Genomic DNA, 24,656 nt, shown 5'->3' on the forward strand with positions numbered 1-24,656 from the left:
CTTGAGTTGACGCCATTGCCAGAACGACTGCTTGATTTAAGGGTAACGTTTTAACCATAAGGTCACTAACTCCTTAATATGTGTGTTCATAATTTGATTTTCCACGAAAGACATAATAGCAATAACCAGTGTAAGTTAAAATGATTGGTAAAAGCGGTATTATAACAATGAGCATTAAAGATAAACTTGGCCCAGAAGCAGCTGCATCCAGAATGGTATATTGAAAAGGTATAATCCATGGGTAGATACTAATTCCTAAACCTAAATATCCCATAAAAAAAATAGCAATACTGAGAAAGAATGGACGGTACTCCCGTTTAGTATTCTGAAGATCAAACCACAGCATGAAAAATAGCCAAGATGTGAGTAATGGAATAGAAAATAAATAATAAAAATTTGGCATACTAAACCAAAAGTTTTTAATACGTTCATTTAAAAATGGTGTCACTACACTCACTAGTCCCATGAAAATACCTACAAAACCAAGCGTATAAGAAGCAACCTTGCGTGCCCATTCTTGTGTTATATTTTCTGTCTTCATTATGAGCCATGTAGAACCTAAAAGTGCATATCCAAATATCACAGCAATGCCTGTCATTACACTAAAAGCACTTGCCCAATCAAATTGGCCACCAGAAAAGTTGCGTCCGTTTACTTCTACACCATGTATAAATGCACCTAAAATCATGCCTTGGCAAAATGCAGCACCAAGTGACCCAAAATGAAGGGCATAATCCCATAATCGCCTGTATTTTCCTTCTGCCTTAAAACGAAACTCAAAGGATACTCCGCGCACTATAAGGCCAAGCAGCATAATAATGATTGGAATATAAAAAGCAGGCATTAATATTGAATATGCAAGAGGAAAAGCAGCAAACAACCCTCCACCACCCAATACCAACCATGTTTCGTTTCCATCCCAAAATGGTGCAATTGAGCTTATCATGTGATCACGGCATTTATCTGACGGTGCAAAAGGAAGTAAAATACCAATACCTAAATCAAACCCATCCATTAAAATATACAGTAAAACAGCTATGGCAATTAGTAATCCCCAGATTAGGGGTAAATTAATTAAGGAAGAAAAATCAAACATGATTGTTGTCCTTTCCAGATGTACCAGCATCAATCACTGAAGCTCCAATACCGTGTTTATAAAATTGCTCTTCTTCTTTAATGACAGGAATTCCTTTGTATATAAGTTTCAGAATATAGTAACTACCTGCTCCAAATATAAGGGTATACATAACGATAAATGCAATCAAAGACCATGCAACCTGAGGACCGGTAATCGCAGATGAAAATGATTCAATTGTGCGCATAATTCCATATACAGTGTAAGGTTGACGGCCAATTTCAGTAGTAAACCAACCTGCAAGTAACGCTATGAACCCAGACGGCATCATTGATATCCACCATCCATGTAAGAAACAACTTTGGAATAATTTGCCACGAAGATACTGTATAACACTTACTGACCCAATTATGATCATTAAAATTCCAACTCCAACCATTATACGGAAGGACCAGAATACCCATACTACAGGTGGTCTATCTTCTTTTTTCCATTCCTTTAATCCTTTTACTTCTCCTAAAAAATCATGTGTTAAGATCAAGCTGGCAAGATTAGGAATTTTTATCTCGTAGTGATTAATTTCATTTTGCTGATCCGGATAAGCAAATAAAAGTAAGCCAGCCCCTTTTTCGGTTTCCCATATACCTTCCATTGCAGCAATCTTAGCAGGTTGATGCTTTAGTGTATTTAATCCATGCCTATCTCCCATGAACAGCTGAAATGGTGCAGCTAAAGCTACCATAATGGTTGCCATACCAAGCATAATTCTTGCTTGAGGAGCATGTCGTTTTCTCCAAAGATAAAATGCTCCTACACCACCAACCACAAAAGCTGTTGTAAGATAGGCTGCTGTTACCATATGAATAAAGCGATAAGGGAAAGAAGGATTAAAAATAATCTCTAACCAATTGGTTGGATATAGGAGACCATTCTCACCAATCGTGAATCCAGCGGGTGTTTGCATCCAACTGTTGGCCGCAATAATCCAAAAAGCTGAAATAAGCGTTCCCACTGCAACAATACAAGTAGAAGCAAAGTGCATACGAGAACTTACTCTATTCCATCCAAATAGCATAATACTCAAAAAAGATGCCTCCAGAAAAAAGGCTGTTAAAACCTCAAAGGAAAATAGAGGGCCGAGAACATTGGCTATGCGGTCAGAAAAAATCGACCAATTGGTACCAAGTTGATATGACATTACAACTCCAGATACCACTCCCATGCCAAAAGCAACGGCAAAAATCTTGATCCAGAATTTATAAACATCACGGAAACGTGTATCACCAGTCTTAAGCCAACACCATTCCAAAAAGGCTAGAAAACTTGCAAGCCCGATCGTGAAAGCAGGAAATATAATGTGAAAGCCTATTGTGAAGGCAAACTGAATTCGAGCTAATAATAAAGGATCAAATTTAAACATTTTACCTAATACCCATGTATTACAAATAATAGCCAAATCTGCCTATAATTCAATCCATTTTTTCACAAAATTGACCTTATCCAGAAAAAGTAGAGAGAAAGTTAAGACGTTTTTGTCATGAGAATAAATTGTGCAGGAATACAACTGTTCTCCCTTGTCATACCGTCACGGTATCTCTAGATCCCGCTAACACGTAGCAGAATGACGATTGTCAGGCCAGCGCCCCTATGATTTCATCCCAGTGCTCCTTTTTTTGTCATCCCAGTGTCAGCTACTCGGATGACATCATCCTTTTTTTGGGATTCCAGCGTCACGCGCTGGAATGACACCTTCCGTATAAACATTAAGAAATTTACTAAGCGGAGAAAAAGGCAAAAGAAGCCCCGTGGTTGGCTAATTACTTACATTATACTTTCAAGTATGGCGTTTTTTTATTCTAAACGTTTAATAACCGCGATTCAGCTACTTTTAAACCGCAACTAATCTAAATTATAAACGTTAAGAAATTTACTAAACAGAAAAAAAGGCAAAAGAAACCCTAGGGTAGCTAGTTATTCACTATCCATTTTTTAAGTTGGCGTTTTTCTATGTTTTAAACGCTTTATAAGCGCGTTTCAGCTTATGTAGGTAGAAATTTTATAAGACATAAGGTGCACATAGTGCAAAAAACTAAACATGAGACGCCAGATACGTGAGTTTTTTTGTCATTTAATCTGTACAGAGAAGATAAATAAATAGCTTCAGTTTCATGATAAGGGGGTTGGCGAAGGGTGTCAAGTAACTTTTGCATTTAATCCATTTCTATGGCTTATATGATAATCGTTATTGTAGTATAATTTAGAATAATGCAATAGATACCTAAATGTTTTAGCTATTAATTATATGTTGCACAAAAGCATATATTGCCCTACCATCCAAGTAGGTTAGAAATAAAGAGGTTTTTATGAGTTTTACTTTACCTGAATTACCATACGATAAAACAGCTTTGGAGCCTTATATATCTGCAAAAACCTTAGATTTTCATTATGATAAGCACCATAAAGGATATTTAAATAAACTCAACGAGCTAGTTGAAAATACGGATTATCAACATGTAAAAATTGAGGAATTAATAACAAAAGTGCATGGTAATAGCGGCAACTTGCCTATATTTAATAATGCAGCACAAGTTTGGAATCACACTTTTTATTGGAATTCAATGAAAAAAAATGGTGGTGGTAAGCCTAAAGATGGTAGTCTTCTAGCAAAAAAAATTCAAGACGATATCGGTGGCTTTGATAAATTTTATGAAGAATTTTCGAGTCATGGAGTAAGCCATTTTGGCAGTGGATGGGTATGGTTAGTGCTCGAAAAAGGTAGGTTAGGAAAGCTCAAAATCACCAAGACTCCAAATGCAGATTTGCCAATAATTTATGGCCAAGTGCCACTACTCACTATGGATGTGTGGGAGCACGCCTATTATTTAGATTGTCAAAACCGTAGAATTGACTACATAAAAGTTTTCCTTGACCATTTAATTAATTGGGATTTTGCAGAAGAGAATTTAAAAAAGAACACATAAGATGAATGTACCCCAGGTAACAAAATTAGATAATGGTCTGCGCATAATAACTGAGCAGGTGCGTGATGTTGATTCCGTAGCTTTAAGCATACGAGTTGGTGTTGGCAGTAGAGCGGAAAGTGCAAATCAAAATGGAATATCCCATTTTCTAGAACACATGGCTTTCAAAGGGACGAAGACAAGAACTGCATTTGAAATTGCAAAAGCTTTTGATGACATAGGTGGGGTTTTCAACGCCAGCACTGGTAGGGAAAGCACCACCTATTATGCAAAAGTCCTCAAGAAAGACATAAAAACTGGTATTGATATATTAATAGATATATTGATGAATTCCACGTTTCCAGAAGATGAATTGGAACGTGAGAAGGGTGTTGTAATACAAGAGATTTTTCAAACTAATGATTCACCAAGTGACATTATTTTCGACAAATATTTTGAGGCAGCTTATAAAGACCAACCATTTGGTAGGTCAATCTTAGGCACGCAAAATACTGTAAAATCTTTTACTCGAGGAGATCTAGATAATTACATAAATGAGCATTACTTTGGTGAGAATATGCTATTTGCCGTTGCAGGAAATGTTGAACATGAAGAAGTTGTTGCATTAACCAAAGATTTTCTCTCAAAGATTCGTTCTAAAAAGCTGAAAAAAAGCCAAAATGCGAGCTGTACTGGTGGTGAGTATTTAGAACATCGTAAATTAGATCAGGTACACTTGCTAATTGGTCTACCTAGTGTTTCTCGCCATGACGATAAATATCACACGTTTCAAGTGCTTGATTCTATATTAGGGAGCGGAATGTCATCACGTTTATTCCAGGAAGTAAGGGAAAAGCAGGGATTAGCTTACTCTGTTTATTCATTTAATTCCAGCTATACTAATACAGGAATGTTTTCCATTTTTGCTGGTACAGACAGTAGTAACTTAGATAAGCTTTTAAAATCTATAACGACAGAGTTGAAGAAGTTGTCTACAGATGATCTGAAGGAAGAAGAAGTAAATAGAGTGAAAGAGCGAGTAAAATCCCAAATTTTAATGTCACGCGAAAGTGTTAGCTCACGTGCTGAAACATTGGGACACTACTACGGTAACTATAATAGGTACATCAGTAAAAATGAATTAATAGAAAAAATTAGTGCAGTTACCACTGCTAACGTAAAAAAAGCAGCAGAAGAATTGTTATCTCAGCATGAAAAAACCACTCTAGCTGCAATTGGAGAAATTGAATCATTGCCAAGTTACGATAAAGTGGTTTCTATGCTTAAAGCTTAGTGTACTTTAATTATGTTGCTTAAGCTCACTAAAAAGTTCAATGAACGGTTGCAAAATCCTTTCTATAAAAAGTTTGCTTTCTGGTTCATCGCGTATACTACTTATCAGTTTATTCAAAGTTTTCTCGCTGTTTCGTAAAAATAAATAGCTTTCTACTGCTTGCACACCAGACAAGACAGTCAAAATTCCTCCTATCACTAGACAAGCAGCTATAGCAGGTACGGTACCCACTGCAATTGCAGTTGCGATTAATGATAACCCAGCTAAGAATGTAACGGCTGAAACGCAAAACGCTATTTGATGTTTTTCTTTATTGTTAACCATAAATACCTCACAAAAACTATATTTTTAACGTACCAGTGTTGTCATGTATTGTCAAGTTTTTAAAGAAGATTAAAAAATGCAACGCACATGTGCAAAAAACGCTAACTATGGATTAGCCAAGGAAGAAAGAGTAGGAAGAGGAAGGCTTTTTCTGTTTTAGGGAATATAAAATAAGCGTAGAAAAATATGAACTAGGTGTATAATTCACAGTGTAGTGGTGTCTCACTAATCCAATTATTTTTCTCCCGATCTAGCCTATCATCTAATATAGCCTGCCTTATTGATGCCATTAACTTATTCATAAAGAAAATATTATGAATGGTAACGAGCGTGTAAGCCAGGAGCTCTTTAGCTTTCAGTAAATGGTGTATATAAGCTCTTGAATGTTTTCTGCAGGTAAAACATAAACAGTCACTTTCAATTGGGTTGTTGTCCAGCTCAAATCGTTGATTCCGCAAATTAATATGCTCTTTGCACTTTGAAGAAATAGAATTTCTGTTTTTTACTTTAACAAGTGCGCCACCATGCCTTGCTAAGCGGGTTGGATGCACGCAATCAAACGTGTCAATTCCAAGCTCTACTCCGCGAAAGATGTCCACAATTCCACCAATACCAAGCAAATGAGTAGGCCTGTCTTTTTTCAGGTGGTCCATAGTGAAAGAAACTACATCATGCATCTGCTCTTTACTTTGACCAAGTGATCCACCTATTGCTTGACCAAAAAATGGCAAATCGTTGATAAAATCACAACTTTCTCTACGTAAATCTTGATACACTCCGCCTTGACTAATTCCATACAGTGCCTGCTTGCCATTATTGTTTTTTTCAAATTCATTTAAAGAACGTTCAGCCCATCTGTGGCTCATGAGCATTGATTTTGCTGTGTATTCTTTGCTTACGTGAAATGGAGTGCATTCATCTAAAACTAGGATTAAATCTGCACCTAATTTCTGTTGAATTTGTACAGATTTTTCAGGAGTTAAGCAATAAATTTTACCGTTAATGTAAGAACGAAAAATTGCCCCATCCTCATTAATTTTGATCAAAGTTTTTTGTTTTTTTCTTATTCCTTTTATCTCTTCCGAAACTGATCCGTGGCCTAAGCTAAATATCTGATATCCACCTGAGTCAGTTAGCATTGGCCCATTCCATCCTATCATCTTGCGCAAACCACCAAGTTTTGCAACAGTATTCTCTCCTGGTTGAAGCATTAGGTGATGGGTGTTGGAAAGTATGATTTGGGTACCAGCTTCACTTATTCTTTCAATATCTGCAGCTTTAATTGCAGCTTTTGTTGCGCAGAATATAAAAGCGGGGGTTTCTACGCTTCCATTTGGAGTTTTAATTGTTCCAACTCTTGCAGAACCTGATTGCTTGATTCTCTTGAATGAAAATTCTTCTTTCATCTATTTGCCTGAAAGTTCTGTTATGATGTTTTCTACTTTCTCAGGAGTAAGATTTTCATAGAAGTCATTATTGATCTGCACAACGGGAGCATTAACGCATGCACCTAGGCATTCAACTTCTTTTAAAGTGAACAAATTATCTTTAGTAGTCTCACCGATATTGATTCCAAGTTTTTTTTTAAAGGTATTTAAAACTTCTTCACTATTGCACAACCAGCAAGGAGTTGTTCTACAAATTTGTATTAGATATTTGCCTACTGGTTTTAAATTATACATGGTGTAAAAATTTGCCACTTCATATACACGAATATGTGGAATATGCAGCATATCAGCAACATAACGCATAGCAGATTCAGAAACCCATCCGCATTGCTCTTGAACCAGATATAGTAAAGGCATAACAGCACTACCTTCTCTACCTTTGGGATACATCTCTATAAACTTTCCCGCTTTCTTGAGGTTTTCTGATGTAAAACTAAACTGCTCTTCTTTTTCTATCATTCATGAGACTCGTGTAAACTTTAACAGATTATACCTGTAGAACCAATGATTGCAATTGTTGGTTTTTTGAGAAATAGCATAAAGCTTCTTAGCCCTCTTCAAGCTTATATTTACCTTTTAGTATAAAATATTATATTAATTTTTTAATTTTAGTTAAAATTTTCATTGACATTAACACACAGGAGTAATCATAATAGCATTTTATTAATATTTTAAATAAAATTATGTCTATATTAAGAAGATTACTCGGGATCAACTCAAATACACCGGAAATTAAAGAAGCGATAGGTTTTAATCCAACAAACGTAGAATTAATTGAGGGGAATGGAGTTGCTTACGGACTCAGCTATCAAGATAATGGTAATGGGAGCAGTAAAGTAAAATTACTTATTAGTCCATTATATCAATCAAAAACATACGAATGTGGTACAAATATCAGCGTAGCAAATGAATTCAAAGATCAATTATCTCTCACATTAATAGAAGATTCAGCTGAAATAGATAAAGTTGGAGTTATCTTTCCTGAAGAAGGAATTAGCGAAGAAGGAGAAAAATGCGTTAAAGGCTTATCTTTTAACACTTACGGAATTAAACAATCAGTTAATACTCCTTCAGTTGAACATTTAGATAAAAGAAAATTACAAAAGAATATTGATAATAATAGTCTTGCAAATGTGGGCAATAGTTACTTTCAACCAAGAGCAGTGAAAGTTGGTAATGGTGACGTAATTGTAATCGCCCATAACTTAAAGGATCAAACTTTAGTTTCTTGGTACTTAAAGTCAAGCGAGAGCGGAAAATTTAAGGTATTGACTGGAGAAAAAGGTGTTACAGAAAGAAAATTGTTCAATTTTGATAATCAGGGGCAATTGGCATTAAATGGAAACACGATGCTTTATTCGCAAGTGAGCAAAAGGATTACTAAGGAAAATCAAGAGGTGAGAAAAACACGTATTTTTAAATTTGATATGGCTAAAGTGATTCAGGGTCTGAAGGATGGAGTTAATGGCTTTTTACTTGGTAATCGAAAAGGTCAAATAGATAATAAAGCACTATCTCTTTCTAGAGAACATGAAATAAGCTTTTTGCAGTATGTTGAACAAACGGAAGGAAATGATCTAGTTGCTTTTCTTGAAAATGACCAATCAGCTAATGAGCAGAGGTTACATATAGCAACTCTACTTAAAAATGGATCAGTGTCAGATTTTCCTATCTATCAATTTACAGATCCTATAGAGCAATTATATATTAAAGGCAACGGTCAGGGTGGTTTTATCGTAACTGCGGTAAGTGGAGAAAATTGTAACTTTTAATCAAAACGGCTCTGGAAAATCTTCTGAAGCAACAATAATACCGGCAAATAGCATCAAAACTCTCAGTGATTTTGTTAATATCATTAACGGTCGATTAACGCCAGATATTATTTCTAGTAGTACCGTGGCTCCTATAACTGTTGCAGAAACGGTTGTGACTTCTAAGAAAACGCCGACTGCTGCAATTACTAGCACAGCAGAAACCGACGCTGTGAAGACTACTAAATTGACAACGGAAGCCGTTGCACCTACTTCTACAATAAGTAAACCTTCAACGGAGTCAACGACAGTAGCAAAAACAACTACTACTTCACAAGCGACCACGGTTGCTACAACGTCAACTAGTGTGCCGATAGTAACTTCAGGGACTGAGACAAGTACTGTAAAACCTACAGCAGCGACTGGTGCGTCGACTTCTACGATGAGTAAACCTTCAACAGAGTCAACGACTCAAACAAGTACAGTAACAGTGAAGCCAACAACAGAAGCCGTTGCACCTACTTCTACAACGAATAAACCTTCAACAGACTCAACCACTATCGGCTGAGAGCCGAAAGGTTGGATATAGCGCTGGAAGCGCGATGAGAAGCTAAAGCTACTCCAATCTTATACTAGATATAGAATGAGGCTGATGTGCATCTGTATGTTTATTGATGTACTCATTAATGACTTCATCTGTGATATGTCCGCTGGTAGCACTAAAGTATCCTCTTCCCCAAAAACGCTTTCCCCAGTACATTTTATTTAGCTCTGGAAATTCTTGTTGAACTTTGCGTGAAGACCTGCCTTTGGCTCTTTGAACAAAATCACTCACAGCTATATGAGGAGGTATTACTACGAATAAATGTAAATGATCTGATGATATTACTCCGTTTTCTATCTTAATCCCCATTTCTTCAGATACTTCTGCTATGATTGTTCGTATTCTCTCCTTCATAGCCTTAGTTAATACTCTGTACCGATATTTTGTAATCCAGACTATATGGTACCTATGATAAAATACAGTGTGTTTTCCTTTGTCATATTCCGTCATAACTATACTTTATAAAGTACAGTTATGACATTGACAAACTAAAGTTTCTCCACCTAGAAGGTGGAGGCTTGTACCATCTTATGGAAAGTCAACGACTCAAACAAGCACAGTAACAGTGGAACCAACTGCGCCAACAACAAGCTCAGAGAAAACTACACAAACAGTATTTAGTATACCAAGTACTAGAACAAAAGAGTCAACAACTCCTATATTCACCACGACTTTACTTCCTCAGTCTACTTCTTCACCACAACCTACTCAACTTGCTATAGGGTCTAATAAGGCAGGAATGATAGGGGGATCTTTGGTTGGAGCAATAGGTATTGTTGGAATTATAGGATTCATAGCATATAGATATGTTAAGGGTCGTAATGCTTCTCCTGTATTAGAACTAACTGATTTGGGTTATAGAAGGCGATCATCTTCAAGTAGCGATGAAGAAATTTTTACCACTGGTAACAGAATGCGAACTATATATCAATCTGAAACAGTGCTAAATAGTATATCAGTAGAAAGTAGTAGTCGATCAAGAAGTAGCTCATCGTCTTCAAGCGGTGGACCAGGCTCTTGACTAACTGAAGCGGAGTCTAAAAGTGAAAAAAGCTTATCTTGGGATAGTGATGATGTGCCGGAATATCACCTTTAGCTATTTGTCTAAATGTTTTTAATATGTAGACTGTTAGGAAATTGTCTTTTGCTTTTGTGATTTTCATGTTAAAGTACAATTCCTGGGTGAAATAAGTAGCTGCTGTTGTGTGATAAACATAGCAGAGGAAAGTCCGGGCTCCAAGGAAAAATAGTGACGGGTAATGCCCGCCGGAGGTAACTCCAGTTATAGGGCTACAGAAAATTACCGCCTAAAATATTTTTAGGTAAGGGTGAAAAGGTGTGGTAAGAGCACACCATGGCAATGGCAACATTGGTAGTCGAGTAACCAACACTAGGAGCAAGATTAAATAGAAGTAGATTTTATGTTTTCCTCATATCTACTCGGGTAAATCGCATGCGGTAAATGGTAACATTTACTCCAGATAAATAGCTACATAAACAGAACTCGGCTTATATTTCACCTAGGCGTTCACATGATACGTGCGATATAAGCCATGCTATATTTAAATGTGTAGGCATTTCATGCGTTGTCCTTCACTTGTTCTGCTTGATAGCCATCACTACTTTCGCCTACATTAACATTAGAATATTCATCATCATCAATATACTCTTTCAGAACATACCCTCTGCCCCAAACGGTTTCTATGTGGCTTTTTCCATCATTTGCACTTTCAAGTTTCTTACGTAATTTGCACATAAAAACATCAACTATCTTGTTATCTGAAGGTTCATCTAAGCCATTGTAAAGATGATTTAAGAACATTTCTTTTGTTAATACTGTTCCTTTACGCAGTGCTAGCAATTCTATCATAGAATACTCTTTATTAGTAAGGTGAACCGTTTTACCTTTCACCTCAACAATCCTGTGATCAAAATTGATATTTATATTACCAATCTTTATCACCGATTCAGGATGGCCTTTAGTACGACGCACTATGGCCTTAATTCGAGCTAATAACTCACTTTTATGAAATGGTTTGGTTAAGTAATCATCGGCACCATACCCGAGTCCTTTAGCTTTGTGATTGACAGCGGATATACATGAAAGTATTAAGACAGGAACTTTGATTTTTGCACTTCTTAGTCTTAGCAATATATCATATCCGTCAATATCACCAGGCAAGTGTATATCTAAAATAACTAGGTCATAGTAATCTCCGTTTGAGGAAACCATATTATTGTTATAATCTTGTGCAGAAGTAACAACGTCACAGAAATGTCCATCAGAAGTTAAGGCGTTAACCACAGTCTTTGCACTTACTTGATCATCTTCAATTAATAATATACGCATATTTTACACCCCATAAATAATTTATAATTTTAGTAATATATATAACTAAGGAAAGTAATAAATCAAATTTTTATTAACAAATGATCAAAATTACACTTATTAATTAATAGTAAATATATTGTTCCAAAGTTATATAAATAGATCTAAAATATAATAGACATACCATGATAGTAATAATATTTTTAGTAAATATTGAATTAAAGTTACTATTATTAAAAGAATACTTCGGTTAATAAATATTTAACTATTCTATATGTCTGTGTTATATTTTTAATTTACTTATCCTACTATTTTAAAGTATAAGTAATATTTTCAGGAATATTGTGTGGCAATATCAATTTTAGGTGCTGGTGCATGGGGTACAGCAATCGCAATTTCATTAGGTAGTAAGAAAGATGTGATTTTGTGGACTCGCAATGAAACTACATTTGAATCAATCAACGGGAAAAGAGAAAGTGACAAGCTACCCGGTTGTCGAATTTCTGATAATGTGTCAGTAAAATTGGCTATTGAAGACACAATTAATGCTTCAGTAACAATCCTCGCTGTTCCCACTCAGTCTCTGAGGAAGGTATGTCAGCAATTGCATAATTGTAATCTGAAAAAAGATGTAGCAATAATTTTAGCTTGTAAGGGAATAGAAAAGTCTACATTAAAATTACCTAGTGAAATAGTAAATGAAATTTTACCTAACAATCCTATTGCTATTTTTTCAGGTCCTAGCTTTGCTGTAGAAGTTGCAAGAAAATTACCCTATTCAATGGTTCTTGCATGCCAAAATAACACATTAGGTTCAAAGCTAGTATCAGAGCTGCAACAAGAAAATGTTAAATTGGAGTTTAGTAACGACATTATAGGAGTACAGATTTGTGCAGCGTTAAAGAACGTTTTTGCTATAGCGTGTGGGATTGTTCTAGGTAGTAAACTTGGGTTTAATGCTCATGCAGCATTGATTACGAAAAGTATGAGCGAAATTAAGGCTTTATACTCAGCAAAAATTGGTGACGGTAGTGTGGATATAAATACACTACTTGGGCCAGCATGTCTGGGTGACCTAATTATGACATGCACATCCTTGAATTCAAGAAACTTATCTTTTGGGTTTAAAATAGGTAATAGTGACAATGGCTTTAATGTTCAGCAGATTTTGTCAGAAGGCAAGTCAGTGATTGAAGGTTTTAGCACTGCTGAGTCCATATTTAATTTAGCAGGAAAGCTAAAGATAAAAATGCCTATATGTGAAGCGGTCTATAGATTATTGTATGAAAGCGCCTCTATAGAGGATACTATTTCTGTTCTTATAAGTTAATTTTGTATTTGGATATATTGTGAAATTTTTATATAAATTAATATCAACGTGGTGGCTGTCTGGAACAGTAAAAAAAATGCCAGGTACTGTGGGTAGTTTGGCTTCTTTTCCGCTTGTTCCTGTAATCCTGAGCAACAAAATTTTAGGTGCAGCAATTATTTCTTTTTTATTCTTAATTGGATTATGGTCTACAGGTAATTATATAAAACATTACAAGACTTCATGTGATCCAAAAGAGGTAGTAATTGACGAAGTGGTTGGTCAATTGCTGACGATACTTTTAGTTTCGATATTGTTAAGCCAAGAGATGAATTGTTCTTCATTGTTGTTGTGCTTTTTTTCTTTTAGGTTTTTTGATATAATAAAAACGTGGCCTATAAATTTAATCGATAAAAATACCAAAGGTCCTTTAGGTATTATGCTAGATGACGTTATAGCTGCAATTTTAGCCTGTGTTCTGATAGGAGCCTTTTATTGTTTATTGTTGGTGTATGCAGGATAAAAAAATTTATTATTCAAGCTTAATTGTTCAAAATCTAAACGATTATATACTGTACACAGCGAATTTATCTGAGTGGGAAGTACACGATGAATTTGATAACATCATATTTACAATAAATGGTACCAGGGAGTCATTATTTAATTTTGTGTTCTGTGGAGATCAATGTACCGAGCTTTCTATACAAAAAACTCTAGATTATCTCAGAACAAGAGATATAGAAGCAACATGGGTAATAAATTCACATATGAAAATAAGAGATATTTTAGAAAAGTGTGAAATAAAACACGTTAGCACACCAAAAAAAGCTTTACTTAATATGAAAAATTACTTTTTACCTGCTGATGTTATTCCAAACTTGAGGTTAAATGCTGTGAATGGTAGCAACCTCTTAGAACAGTTAGATCTACACACTTCTAAAATTTTTTATCATGGCGTTGGAATTGTCAGCACATTTTTTCGCGGATTATCAAATTATGATGATAAGAACTCAAGATTAAGATTTTTTCTTGTAACGCTAAATAATGAAATTATTGGAACATGCGGTCTTTATGTTCAAGATAGCGTAGCTGGTTTTTATAGTGATGGAGTTTTACCAATTTACAGGAATCGTGGAATAGGTACCCAAATGGTTTTAGAAAGAATAAAGATAGCTAAACAGCTTGAATGCAAATATATAGTAGCACATTGTATGAAATCTTCTGTGAACCTTTATAAGAGATTAGGCTTTCAAATGTTAGGCAATCTTTACTTATATACCTCTTCAGCATAATTCTGAGCGGTTACAAATTTTTACATTTGTTTTAAAAGTGCTATGTTTTTTTTGTATGAAGTGGTTTTAATATTGATTCTAATATTATTCTTTCTCTCTTATTCTAAATTAAAAATTAGTAATAAGATTAAGAACTTACAGCATCAAAATGTTATCATAAATAATTTAATTGATACTGTGAATGATGGGTTTTATATTTGGGATGCAAAAAAACGTATAGAAAAGTTCTCTCCCAATTTACTAATTTTGCTTAATACTGTTTTTTACTCATTTAATGAGTTTGTGAATTTTTTTGAGCAATCAGAAAGCTTAATCAAAAATTTTGTTGAGGCAAAGGAAATAAATAAATCTTTTACTCTAGATTTAAAGTCAAAAGACAGTGAGGTTTATTGCATATGTTACGGTAGAAGCATAATAGATGATTCTAACAATGTGATAGGTGTGCTGTTATGGATAAGGAATGTCTCAGACTGTAAGATAAAGGCTAACGGACTTGAGTTAGAAAATAGTAAGCTTACACAGGAAGTGGAGAGCTATAAAAACGTTTTCAACTCTTTACCATTTCCAATACTAAGATATAACAAGAGTAGAAAGGTGGAATTTTATAACTTGTTTTATGATAAATATGTAGATGGTTCTAAGAAATTTGCTATTACCGGTAGCGCTCATAGCACAAAACCAGGAAGACATGTCATAACTTATAAGAACGAACCTAAGGTTTTCGATTTTGTTAAAATTCCAATACAAGGTTCTGGTAGCATAGTAATGTATGGGAAAGATGTTAGTGATGCAGAGAAATTATATACTGAATTAAACAGTTATTTAGCTACACAGAAAAATTTGCTTGAGAGGTTACCGGTTGCTATAGTAATATATAGTAAGAATCAAAAGCTAAAATTTTATAATAATGCTTTTATAAAAACCTTTCAATTTGACCCAAAATTTTTGGCATCTTACCCAACTTATCATGAAGTTATGCTTTACCTCTGCGAATCTAAAAAGCTTTTAGAAAAAGAGGATTTTCAAACTATTAGTAATCAAAGACATGAGTTGTTCAAAAAATTATTTGAATCGTATGATGATACGATGCATTTCACGAATGGAAAAGCGTTCAGGGTATCAACAATACCCTACGCTTCGGAAGGTTTGCTGTTCTCTTACGAAGAATGCAAAAGATAATACTTAAACTCCTTCTCTCTCTACCATGAGCTGTTTTACTTTCGCTATTGCTCTTGCTGGATTAAGTCCTTTAGGACAAGTTTTTGTGCAATTCATTATTGTATGACAACGATACAACTTGAATGGGTCGTTTAAAACATCAAGTCTTTCACCTGTCTTATTATCACGGCTGTCAGCAATCCATCTGTAAGCTTGTAATAGTATTGCTGGTCCTAAAAATTTATCACTATTCCACCAGTAGCTTGGGCAACCAGTCGAACAGCAAGCACATAATATACAGTCGGACAAGCCATCTAATTTTTTTCTATCTTCAGAAGATTGAGAGTATTCTTTATTTGGTAGGGCAGGCTTATCTGCTTGTAACCAAGGTTTAATTGATTTGTATTGCTCATAAAATTGGCTCAAATCCGAGACTAGGTCCTTTATTACATACATGTGAGGTAATGGATATATTTTTACGTCACCTTTTATATCATGTATAGATCTAGTACATGCAAGAGTATTGGTTCCGTCAATATTCATGGCACAAGATCCACATATGCCTTCTCTACAAGAACGTCTGAAAGTTAAAGTCGAATCTATTTCATCCTTTATTTTTATTAATGCATCAAGTACCATAGGGCCACAACTATCCATATCAATAAAAAATGTGTCTATTCTAGGGTTTTTCTCGTCATCAGCAGACCAACGGTAAATTTGAAATCTTCTGATGTTTTTTGCTCTAGCAGGAATAGGATAAATTTTGCCCTTTTGATTAATTTTAGAATTCTTTGGCAAAGAAAACTGAACCATATCACTTACCTTTTATTGTTTATAGCTAAAACCCTTTGTAGATAACATATTTTATTATCATCTACTATATTTTTATTAAATTCCTTTTAAATCGCACACATATTGTAGCCAAGCGAAGCTAAAATCTCTCTTTCTAGATTTTTCATTATAATTTCTTCATCTTTTTTTTGGTGATCATAACCAAGTAAATGCAGTAATCCATGCACTAACATGTGTGCAATGTGAGCAAGAATGGGTATATAATACTCATGCGATTCTCTTTTTATTGTGTCTATTGAAATTGCTATGTCTCCTAAATCGCACTCATTAGACAATTGTTCATACGGAAATGATAGTACGTTAGTTGGCTTATCCATTTCTCTAAATTTTAAATTAAGTTGATGTAGCAAGTCATCATCAGCCAGAGCTATTGATATATTTGGTTTATAGTGGTCTATTTTTAATTCTTTTAGAGAAGCATTGATGACACCTAATACAAAATTTTTAGGATTTTCTATAATGCTGCACCATTTCTTGTCAAGAATATTTACTTCTAACATGAGTGACACATCAGTAAGGGTGTCATGCAAATAGCTGACACTGGAATCCAAAAAAGAAGAGTTATAGACCCTTGTGTCATGTACACAACTGTACGAATATTGTACACTAGAAGGATGTCATCCCAGTGCCTAGACACTGGGATCCAGGAATTTCGATTAGACATCAAGTTAGTGAATATAAAAGTAGCTAATCTTATATTAAAACACAACGGCTTTAATGTGGTTGCATTAAGGCTGGATTCCAGTGTCAAGCACTGGAATGACACCTTTGTGTTTGATGCAAAATCGGCTATAACGTTTAATGCACTGCCTTCGAGACAAATATTCATACAGCTGTGCGTTGTGTGCTGAGATGACATCATTTAGGAACTGAAATGACAGGTATTACACATCACTCATCCTTATTATTTCATTCCATTCAATTTCCGAAACTGGGGCAATTGATAAACGTGGTTGTTTTAATATAGTCATATTTTTCAAAAGTGGGTTTTGTTTTATATTATTTAACGTTACTTGGTTATTTAAAGGTTTCAAAAACTTTACATTCACTAATCCGAACTTGGGATCATTAACATGATAATACTCTTTAAATACTTCAACGATTCCAAGTATTGCTTTCTCTTTACCTGTATGATAAAAAAACGCAAGATCGCTTGCTTTCATAATTTTCATGTAATTTTGAGCTTGATAATTGCGCACACCATCCCACTCAACTACCTGATCCTTTTCCATTTTTTGCCATGAGTATTCACTTGGCTCTGACTTGAGTAGCCAAAATTGCATCATTTTTTTCTTCTTAAGTAAGCTGGTATATCATAGATATTGCTGCCCCTCTTAGCTCCTTCGCTTACCTGTTCATCTGGTTTTGTTTCCAGTGTTTTGTCTTGCGTACTTTCACTTTGACTATATGGCCACTTAAATTTCTCTTTCTCTGAGTCTTCGCTCTGACTTATAGGTGAAGTTTCTGATTTATTATTGCGACCATCAATGCCAGTTGCAAGAACAGAAACTCTAACTCTTCCCTCCATCGCTTGATCAAAAGTAGCACCAAATATTATATTTGCATTTTCATCTACTTCTTCACGCACTCTATTGGCTGCAGCATCAACTTCAAACAGAGTCATATCTCCGCCACCAGTAATGTTAATTAATATTCCTTGCGCACCTTTCATTGATACATTATCAAGCAATGGATTAGATATTGCAGCCTCTGCAGCGCTAATTGCTCTATCTTCTCCTTCTGCCTCTCCGGTGCCGATCATCGCTTTGCCCATCTCGCTCATTACTGTTTCTATATCAGCGAAGTCAAGATTGATAAGCCCTGGCATGACCATCAAGTCAGTTACTCCTCTGATGCCAATGTGCAGAACATTATCAGCAAGTTTAAATGCATCAGAAAATGTAGTTTTTTCATTTGCAATTCTAAATAAATTCTGATTTGGAATGACAATAAGTGTATCCACGTATTTTTGCAGTTCTTCAAGTCCAAGCTCTGCAATGCGCATACGGCGCACACCTTCAAAACCGAACGGTTTAGTTACAACTCCAACAGTCAATATCTTTTTTTCTTTTGGCGCTCTATCCTTAACTGCGGCTCTTGCTTCTCTGGCTGCTTTTGCAATTACCGGTGCTGCACCGGTTCCAGTACCACCGCCCATTCCTGCTGTGATGAAAAGCATATGACTATCTTTTATATGCTCCATAATCTCATCAATTGACTCTTCTGCTGCACCTTTGCCAACATCAGGCAAAGCACCAGCACCAAGCCCCTTAGTTAAATTAATGCCAAGCTGAATTTTTTTATCACATAACGACTTTTCTAGTGCTTGAGCATCGGTATTTGCGACAACAAAATTCACTCCTTGCAAATTAGATTGGATCATGTTATTCACAGCATTTCCACCAGCACCACCCACTCCCACAACGGTAATCCTTGGGTGTAATATAGGCAACTCCGGCAGACTAAGATCAATAGACATTTAAATTACTCAAATTTAGCGAATTCACTTGATAATAAGTTACCGCTTTTTTAATAATATGCAAATACTTTTCACTTCTATAGGCGTAAACAGTAAACGGGACTTACTTATTCTTAACATTTATACTAATAAGTGCCGTTAATTATAATAACTAGATTCTTAAATGACATCACTTAACCGATGCAAAAAATAGAAAATGTTTATAAAAAGGGACAGAAACCTATCCCTTTTTATTTTGTTGAAGATTATTATACTTCCTGATCTTTCCCTTTCCCTTTCGATGCTTCAACTGCAACATCTTTTAATTTTGAGGCAACTTGATATGTTCCATAAACAGCAGCAACTGCAGCAATTGCCATTATGGCACCCGCAACTATCTGACCAGCAACACCTGTTCCGATAAATCCAGGTAATGAAGCAGCTATTGCTTGATTTGTTCCAACAAAGTAACTGGCAGTCTTAGCAAGAAACCCAGAAGCTTCTGCTGCACTAACAAAGCCTGCTTTCATATGCACTGCTGTAAAGACAACACTTGCAACTGCAAGCGGAAATAATGCTGTTCTCCCTTTATTATGCATAGCGTACTGACCAGCTCCACCAGCAGCACCAGGAATTCCCCAGTATTTTTCAGCTCGTATATATCCTTCTGAAATAGCATGAAAAATGCCATCCCCTTTTCCATACTCATAATTTGTTAACGTCATAAATCTACTCCCTAAATAGAATGTTAGAATTTCATTAGGGAAGCATATAGTAAAAAAATTTGCCTGTCAAGTAAACTAATTTTTTAATATACCTTTATTCTGTAATTGAGCGCTTCAGCAATGTGTGCTCTTTTTACTTCTTCACTTTTTGCAAGATCTGCAATAGTTCTTGCAACTTTTAATACGCGTGTGTAGCCTCGATTGGAAATGTAATTTTCTTTCAGTACGTATTTTAGCAATTCTAACCCTGCCTGATCTGGTTCAGTAAATTTATTAAATGCTTCACCGCTTACTTCTGAATTGCAACGAATATTTAATTCACTATAGCGCTCAGTTTGAACTTTTCTTGCTGCTATCACTCTTTCTCTTATGATTTTAGTACTTTCTCCCTCCACAGAGATTTCAGGAGAGAGTATGCTAACGTTTGGCATTTCAATGCATATGTCTATTCTATCAAGCAATGGGCCTGATATTTTGTTTTTGTAATCTGTGCCACACTTTGGAGCTTTGTTGCACGATCTGCTTGCATCACCTAAATAACCGCACCTGCAAGGGTTCATTGCAGCAATCAGTTGAAAATTTGCAGGGTAGGTTATGTGAGCATTTGCCCTTGCAACGGTAACTTTTCTATCTTCAAGTGGTTGGCGCAGAGAATCAAGCACAAGTCTTGGAAATTCTGGCAACTCATCAAGGAATAACACGCCATTGTGAGCCATGGTAATTTCTCCAGGTTTTGGTTGGTAGAAGTCATAGTCCTATCCCCCTTGTTTGAGTTTTATTTTTATGACTCCCCCATAAGAACCGTGCTTGCAGTTTTCCCGCACACGGCTCCACAATAATAGCGTTCACGATATACCTCCTATATATAAAGAAAAACATATTTTTGGCTTTGGTAGTGGATTGACTTGTTTGTAGTTCATGAATTGTTCCCAAGTCATACTCTTTTTCTGACTACGACGGTTTATCCACTTAAACGTTAGCTTATTTACCGCCCACTCAAACTTACTGAGCCATCGGTAATTTCCACTAATCCCGAAGTAGTTATAGTGCCCTCTTAGTTTAGCTTTTAGTATCTGCCACCAATCTTTGAGACAAATCCGATTACGTGTCGTTTTCAACCATTCTTTGATTTCTTTAAGTTTCCTAGCTAGGTTTATTTTTGAGGTTTTATGTCCCATAATTAGCCTGCCATTACGACTTTTTCCACAGTAGTGCGTAAATCCTAGAAAGTTGAAACTTTCCATTTTCTTCTTTTCTCTCTTTGCTTGGTACCATCCTTTCTTGCCAAACTTTACTATCCTTGTTTTGTTTTCAGATATTTCTAAACCAAACTTGGCTAATCTCTGTTTCAGTGATTCTAGAAATTCCTTAGCATCTTCCTCATTTTCACAGCATACCACAAGGTCATCTGCGTACCTGACTAGCTCCATATATCCTTTAGATTTGGGTTTTACTTTCTTTTCAAACCATAGATCTAGCACATAGTGTAAATATATATTGGCTAATACTGGGCTTACTATTCCTCCTTGAGGTGCTCCTTGTGTGGTTGCTTTATAATATCCACCTTCCATGACTCCAGCTTTAAGGAATTTCTTTACTAACCACAATAAATTTGGGTCAGATATTCTTTCCTTTAAGCACCTAATTAGCCATTTATGCTGAATATTATCGTAGAACCTCTTTATGTCCACTTCCACTATATAGTTTGTTGATTTGTACATAACTGTTTTATCTAATGCTTTAACCGCTTGGTGGCAGCTTCTATCATGTCGAAAACCGTATGATTGGTCTAGGAAATTTGCTTCATAGATATTTTCCAATATCTTCTTTAGCATTATTTGCACCAGCTTATCCTCTGTCGATGGTATTCCAAGTCCGCGTTTCTCTTTGCTTCCGGCTTTTGGTATATATACCCTTTTTGCCGGTTGCGGTTGATATTGCTTTCTCTTCATACTATCTACTAGAGTTTTAAGCTTCTCATCGAGGTTTTCTCCATAAGCTTCTACTGTCACCTGGTCTATACCGCAAGCCTTGTTGCGTTTTAGTTCCTTATAACATTCTGCGAGATTCTCTGCATTTATCAGATGAACTAGTGATGTAAATTTCACTCGTTTATCTTGCTTCGCTCTTACCGCTATCTGGTTTAGTTTTTCTTGCATATTCTTCCAATCTCTGTTGTATCGGTATTGCAATCCCTATTCCAGTTGCTATATTGCTGACCGCTTTCCCTTGTATGTGGCTTTCCCACACTCTGAGTACTATCAATCAGTCCGACTTCCTTTGTATCTTTCGTCAGTCCTCGTCTTTGTTGGCTTGTTCTAACGTACCTAAATAGGAATACAAAGGATCTCCCAAGTTCATTTAGAACCCATCTCAATACATGATACGGCCTTAGATCCCGATAGAGTGAGTGATAACTTGCCTTATCGTTATCCTTCATGCTGTCTTCCACTAAAATGCACAATGTCGACCTCTATGATGTCGGAAATTTCGGGACTCAATACCTTCACTTTCGTTGCACCCTGTATTGTCCGTTCCATTAGCTTTACTACGTTCGTTACCTTACGCAGCATAATGGTTCGTTTTAGGCTGTTGGCTAGACTTTGCCTAAGTCGGATTTTCACCAACTGTGTTCTAAACGCTTCTCTTGGCGCACGCATTCTTTCCTCCCCCTATCATCGCTGGCATAGAGCATGAATGATGAGGTTCACGAAAGGGACGAGTTACTTTGAATATTTCATTACCAGTTTTTGTTATGCTGGAAATAATATTAACATCAATCATCTCCTGTTCGGTTAAATCAGGCAGCAATCCTATAAAGCGCTTAGCAAGCATTGATTTTCCAGTACCAGGAGGGCCAACAAGAAGCATATTATGCCCACCTGCTGCTGCAATTTCAGCTGCTCTTTTTGCAACAACTTGGCCTTTGATATCCTTCATATCGGGAACCAATCTTTTTTCTTTGGGTGCATCACTATAATTAAAAATTACTGGCTGAATTAATTGCTCACCCTTAAAGTGTCTGATAATATCAGTTAATTTCTCTATAGCCAGAATTGAAACATTCTTCACCCATACAGCTTCTACACCATTTCCTCTCGGGCAAATTACTCCTTTATTGTCCTTTTTTGCATTAATTGCTGTTGGCAGCACTCCTGAAACTGGAATAACTCTGCCATCAAGGGCAAGCTCACCCATAATGATATAAGACTGAACTTTTTCAACTGGTATCACATTCATTACAACAAGTAGTCCAATAGCAATAGCCAAGTCATAATGACTGCCTTCTTTCAGCAAATCCGCAGGGGAGAGATTAACTGTAATTCTTTTTGGAGGTAGTAGTAGATTGATTGAATTTAACGCTGCTCTGATGCGCTCTCTGGATTCTGCAACAGTTTTATCCGGCAAGCCAACAATATTGACTGCTAGTACAACATTGCATAATTCTATTATGGCTATTTTGATCAAAATTTGCAAGACTTTTTATGCGAAATACTATATACAAGTGATTGTGATTGATTTCAATTTGATGAATTAACATTCTAATAATATTTTGCTTAGTCTGCCAATCCACTTGATCAAGCTTTGATTCAACACTTGAGGAAAAGTTTTTCAAGCTATCTGTAACAAGGCTCAATTCTTGTTGTAGTTTTTTTTGATCAAGCGTTCTTTCTTTCTCTTCTTCAATTTCTTTCAAATGCTGTTTCATTGTTGTGATTCTTGGTTCAAATTCTTCTTGGCTTATAAACCCTTTAGCATAGCTATCAATAAATTTTTTGATACTTAATCTTAACTTACTTTCTTGCTTTTCACGTGTTTGATTATGTAAAGGTTTTTTGTTCTCTGATAATCTACGTTGATATTCATTTGCAATCCTATCTGGCTCTTTCAAGATACTCTTGACTTCTTCCCATATAACTCCATCTAATATATCAGTGCGTATTGATTTATTATCGCAGATTTTATTGCCATTGAATTTGCTAGAGTTTGTACCAGAGCAACGATAGTAATAATATGTCGACTTTTTATGAACGTGGTTTGTACCACAATAAGTATATTGACAACGTTGACATACCATTAAACCTTGCAATAAATATGTTTCTCTTCTTTGTCGTACTCTTGCTCTTTGCCTATTTTCAGTTAGTTGTGCCTGCACTGAATCAAATAAATGCTCATTGATTATTTTTGGTACTGGAATATAAGTCCAATTCTCTTTATCACTATTAAAGCGACCACTTTTAAGTTTACCACAAGTTCCTTTTTTTGATTTTTTTACTTGTGGTTTTGAGCATGTCCTAGTTTTACCATAAGCTGCTTGTCCTATATAAGCAGGATTTTTTAACATGTTCCAAATAGTGCTCCTTTTCCAATACCTTTTTCCTGTTCTTGTTATTACCGGTATCTTATTCAGTTCATGTACAACTTCTCCTATACTTGCTCTTTCTTGGCCAACCCGACTAAATATTTTACGCACTATATTTGCCTCTTCTTCATCAACCTCAAATTGAGCACTTCCTTCACCTACATGTTTTGCTATGTAGCGATAACCGTAAGGCGCCCTACCCATCACACTTATACACCCAGCTTTGGCCGCATGAAGTTTACCTCTACGGTTTCGTTCCATAATCTTTGCACGTTCATACTCTGCTATTGCTCCCTGAATCTGTAGAAATAAATGGGAATCCGGATTATCATCAAACTTATGATTCAAAAATACTATTTCAGATCCAGCCTTTTTAAACTCTTCGAGTAAGATCATTTGATATGAAAATTTACGTGATAGCCGATCAGGTGAATGAATATATATCTTATCAATCTTACCTTCTGCTACTCTATCACGTAAATTTTCTAAGCCAGGACGTTCTAAATTTGATCCACTATAACCATTATCGACAAACTTATGCTCATCTAATAACTCATGTCCATCACTACCAATGCGACGCTCCAATTCTACAATCTGACTCTCTATCGTATTCTCCTGTGCCTGTTGTCTTGATGAAACTCTTGCATACAAGCTTACGGTTGTCATTTTCTTCTACCTCCTTTGTTTTACATTTCAATAATTGTTCATAAGCAT

Annotated in this window: 26 protein-coding genes, 1 other RNA gene and 2 pseudogenes; 11 read left to right on the forward strand and 18 right to left on the reverse strand. The window is 35.7% G+C overall.

Going from position 1 to position 24,656, the window contains the following annotated elements; genetic code table 11:
- Nucleotides 1-73: 73 nt before the first annotated feature.
- Both cydB and LA754_RS03765 read right to left on the reverse strand, forming a co-directional pair.
- Complete coding sequence (gene cydB / locus LA754_RS03760) at nt 74-1,096, reverse strand: cytochrome d ubiquinol oxidase subunit II (RefSeq protein ID WP_457923582.1); 1,023 nt, start codon at nt 1,094-1,096, stop codon at nt 74-76.
- A complete protein-coding gene (locus LA754_RS03765) occupies nt 1,089-2,495 on the reverse strand; it encodes a cytochrome ubiquinol oxidase subunit I (RefSeq protein ID WP_006280502.1) in 1,407 nt (468 codons plus the stop codon). Before LA754_RS03765 ends, cydB begins: the two co-directional genes overlap by 8 nt.
- A gap of 943 nt (nt 2,496-3,438) precedes the next feature.
- Between LA754_RS03765 and LA754_RS03770 the strand changes: the two genes are divergently transcribed.
- Entirely contained in the window at nt 3,439-4,056 is a 618-nt protein-coding gene (locus LA754_RS03770; protein ID WP_006279402.1) for a superoxide dismutase, read from the forward strand.
- 1 nt (nt 4,057) lies between these two features.
- Nucleotides 4,058-5,329, forward strand: a complete 1,272-nt coding sequence (locus LA754_RS03775) for a M16 family metallopeptidase (RefSeq protein ID WP_077188233.1) — start codon at nt 4,058-4,060, stop codon at nt 5,327-5,329.
- 6 nt (nt 5,330-5,335) lie between these two features.
- On the opposite strand, the gene LA754_RS03780 is transcribed toward LA754_RS03775, so the two are convergent.
- From LA754_RS03780 to nuoE, 3 genes are all read right to left on the reverse strand, one after another.
- A complete protein-coding gene (locus tag LA754_RS03780; RefSeq protein WP_457923583.1) occupies nt 5,336-5,653 on the reverse strand; it encodes a WD_0736 family protein in 318 nt (105 codons plus the stop codon).
- A 191-nt stretch (nt 5,654-5,844) separates the two neighbouring features.
- On the reverse strand, nt 5,845-7,059 hold the full coding sequence (tgt, locus tag LA754_RS03785; RefSeq protein WP_077188234.1) for a tRNA guanosine(34) transglycosylase Tgt: 1,215 nt from the start codon (nt 7,057-7,059) through the stop codon (nt 5,845-5,847).
- Complete coding sequence (nuoE, locus tag LA754_RS03790; protein WP_010962799.1) at nt 7,060-7,560, reverse strand: NADH-quinone oxidoreductase subunit NuoE; 501 nt, start codon at nt 7,558-7,560, stop codon at nt 7,060-7,062.
- A 224-nt stretch (nt 7,561-7,784) separates the two neighbouring features.
- Between nuoE and LA754_RS03795 the strand changes: the two genes are divergently transcribed.
- Both LA754_RS03795 and LA754_RS03800 read left to right on the forward strand, forming a co-directional pair.
- Nucleotides 7,785-8,873 carry a hypothetical protein gene (locus LA754_RS03795; protein WP_236718412.1) on the forward strand — a complete coding sequence of 363 codons (1,089 nt, stop codon included), beginning with the start codon at nt 7,785-7,787 and terminating at the stop codon, nt 8,871-8,873.
- Nucleotides 8,851-9,420: a hypothetical protein gene (locus LA754_RS03800; RefSeq protein WP_457923584.1), complete on the forward strand. Its 570-nt coding sequence runs from the start codon at nt 8,851-8,853 to the stop codon at nt 9,418-9,420. Before LA754_RS03795 ends, LA754_RS03800 begins: the two co-directional genes overlap by 23 nt.
- Before the next feature lie 48 nt (nt 9,421-9,468).
- Here the strand turns inward: LA754_RS03800 and tnpA are convergent, their stop codons facing one another.
- The gene (tnpA, locus tag LA754_RS03805) at nt 9,469-9,906 is read right to left on the reverse strand and encodes an IS200/IS605 family transposase (RefSeq protein WP_006279552.1); all 438 of its coding nucleotides are present in this window, start codon (nt 9,904-9,906) and stop codon (nt 9,469-9,471) included.
- A gap of 115 nt (nt 9,907-10,021) precedes the next feature.
- On the opposite strand from tnpA, the gene LA754_RS03810 reads away from it, so the two are divergent.
- Nucleotides 10,022-10,477 carry a hypothetical protein gene (locus LA754_RS03810; RefSeq protein ID WP_457923585.1) on the forward strand — a complete coding sequence of 152 codons (456 nt, stop codon included), beginning with the start codon at nt 10,022-10,024 and terminating at the stop codon, nt 10,475-10,477.
- A 158-nt stretch (nt 10,478-10,635) separates the two neighbouring features.
- Nucleotides 10,636-10,983: RNase P RNA component class A (gene rnpB, locus LA754_RS03815), an RNA gene on the forward strand.
- Between the two features lie 52 nt (nt 10,984-11,035).
- Here rnpB and LA754_RS03820 read toward each other — a convergent pair.
- Nucleotides 11,036-11,806 (reverse strand): response regulator transcription factor, encoded by a 771-nt coding sequence (locus LA754_RS03820; RefSeq protein WP_006280099.1) that lies wholly within the window; start codon nt 11,804-11,806, stop codon nt 11,036-11,038.
- Nucleotides 11,807-12,131: 325 nt separating this feature from the next.
- Between LA754_RS03820 and LA754_RS03825 the strand changes: the two genes are divergently transcribed.
- From LA754_RS03825 to LA754_RS03840, 4 genes are read left to right on the forward strand one after another with little or no spacing between them, the layout of a single operon-like run.
- Nucleotides 12,132-13,115, forward strand: coding sequence for an NAD(P)H-dependent glycerol-3-phosphate dehydrogenase (locus tag LA754_RS03825; protein ID WP_006280098.1), 984 nt, complete (start codon nt 12,132-12,134; stop codon nt 13,113-13,115).
- 19 nt (nt 13,116-13,134) lie between these two features.
- Nucleotides 13,135-13,617: a phosphatidylglycerophosphatase A family protein gene (locus LA754_RS03830; protein ID WP_006279290.1), complete on the forward strand. Its 483-nt coding sequence runs from the start codon at nt 13,135-13,137 to the stop codon at nt 13,615-13,617.
- Nucleotides 13,607-14,386 carry a GNAT family N-acetyltransferase gene (locus LA754_RS03835; protein ID WP_457923586.1) on the forward strand — a complete coding sequence of 260 codons (780 nt, stop codon included), beginning with the start codon at nt 13,607-13,609 and terminating at the stop codon, nt 14,384-14,386. Before LA754_RS03830 ends, LA754_RS03835 begins: the two co-directional genes overlap by 11 nt.
- Before the next feature lie 42 nt (nt 14,387-14,428).
- The gene (locus tag LA754_RS03840; RefSeq protein ID WP_077188236.1) at nt 14,429-15,565 is read left to right on the forward strand and encodes a transcriptional regulator; all 1,137 of its coding nucleotides are present in this window, start codon (nt 14,429-14,431) and stop codon (nt 15,563-15,565) included.
- 3 nt (nt 15,566-15,568) lie between these two features.
- On the opposite strand, the gene LA754_RS03845 is transcribed toward LA754_RS03840, so the two are convergent.
- Entirely contained in the window at nt 15,569-16,357 is a 789-nt protein-coding gene (locus tag LA754_RS03845) for a succinate dehydrogenase iron-sulfur subunit (protein WP_010082472.1), read from the reverse strand.
- An 86-nt stretch (nt 16,358-16,443) separates the two neighbouring features.
- On the reverse strand, nt 16,444-16,896 hold the full coding sequence (ybeY, locus tag LA754_RS03850; RefSeq protein WP_010082473.1) for an rRNA maturation RNase YbeY: 453 nt from the start codon (nt 16,894-16,896) through the stop codon (nt 16,444-16,446).
- 24 nt (nt 16,897-16,920) lie between these two features.
- Here ybeY and LA754_RS03855 point away from each other — a divergent pair, with 24 nt between their 5' ends.
- Entirely contained in the window at nt 16,921-17,247 is a 327-nt protein-coding gene (locus LA754_RS03855) for a hypothetical protein (protein WP_236514572.1), read from the forward strand.
- Between the two features lie 33 nt (nt 17,248-17,280).
- On the opposite strand, the gene LA754_RS03860 is transcribed toward LA754_RS03855, so the two are convergent.
- The 9 genes and pseudogenes from LA754_RS03860 to LA754_RS03900 all read right to left on the reverse strand — a co-directional run bounded on the left by LA754_RS03860 (nt 17,281) and on the right by LA754_RS03900 (nt 24,608).
- Nucleotides 17,281-17,679: an EVE domain-containing protein gene (locus tag LA754_RS03860; protein WP_077188253.1), complete on the reverse strand. Its 399-nt coding sequence runs from the start codon at nt 17,677-17,679 to the stop codon at nt 17,281-17,283.
- Nucleotides 17,679-18,875 carry a cell division protein FtsZ gene (gene ftsZ, locus LA754_RS03865; RefSeq protein ID WP_006279437.1) on the reverse strand — a complete coding sequence of 399 codons (1,197 nt, stop codon included), beginning with the start codon at nt 18,873-18,875 and terminating at the stop codon, nt 17,679-17,681. Before ftsZ ends, LA754_RS03860 begins: the two co-directional genes overlap by 1 nt.
- Nucleotides 18,876-19,123: 248 nt before the next feature.
- On the reverse strand, nt 19,124-19,579 hold the full coding sequence (locus tag LA754_RS03870; RefSeq protein WP_006279438.1) for a hypothetical protein: 456 nt from the start codon (nt 19,577-19,579) through the stop codon (nt 19,124-19,126).
- Nucleotides 19,580-19,662: 83 nt separating this feature from the next.
- Entirely contained in the window at nt 19,663-20,010 is a 348-nt protein-coding gene (locus LA754_RS03875) for a magnesium chelatase subunit ChlI family protein (RefSeq protein WP_238514667.1), read from the reverse strand.
- Nucleotides 20,008-20,307, reverse strand: a pseudogene (locus LA754_RS03880) (ATP-binding protein); the annotation flags it as partial. The gene LA754_RS03875 and the pseudogene LA754_RS03880, both read right to left, overlap by 3 nt.
- 117 nt (nt 20,308-20,424) lie before the next feature.
- Nucleotides 20,425-21,738 (reverse strand): group II intron reverse transcriptase/maturase, encoded by a 1,314-nt coding sequence (gene ltrA / locus LA754_RS03885; protein WP_457923587.1) that lies wholly within the window; start codon nt 21,736-21,738, stop codon nt 20,425-20,427.
- Nucleotides 21,692-21,829: a hypothetical protein gene (locus LA754_RS03890; RefSeq protein WP_457923588.1), complete on the reverse strand. Its 138-nt coding sequence runs from the start codon at nt 21,827-21,829 to the stop codon at nt 21,692-21,694. Before LA754_RS03890 ends, ltrA begins: the two co-directional genes overlap by 47 nt.
- A gap of 405 nt (nt 21,830-22,234) precedes the next feature.
- Nucleotides 22,235-23,008, reverse strand: a pseudogene (locus tag LA754_RS03895) (magnesium chelatase domain-containing protein); the annotation flags it as partial.
- Nucleotides 22,977-24,608: a recombinase family protein gene (locus LA754_RS03900; protein WP_077188241.1), complete on the reverse strand. Its 1,632-nt coding sequence runs from the start codon at nt 24,606-24,608 to the stop codon at nt 22,977-22,979. The pseudogene LA754_RS03895 and the gene LA754_RS03900, both read right to left, overlap by 32 nt.
- Nucleotides 24,609-24,656 lie beyond the last annotated feature (48 nt).

It is taken from the genome of Wolbachia endosymbiont of Muscidifurax uniraptor, from assembly GCF_054149795.1.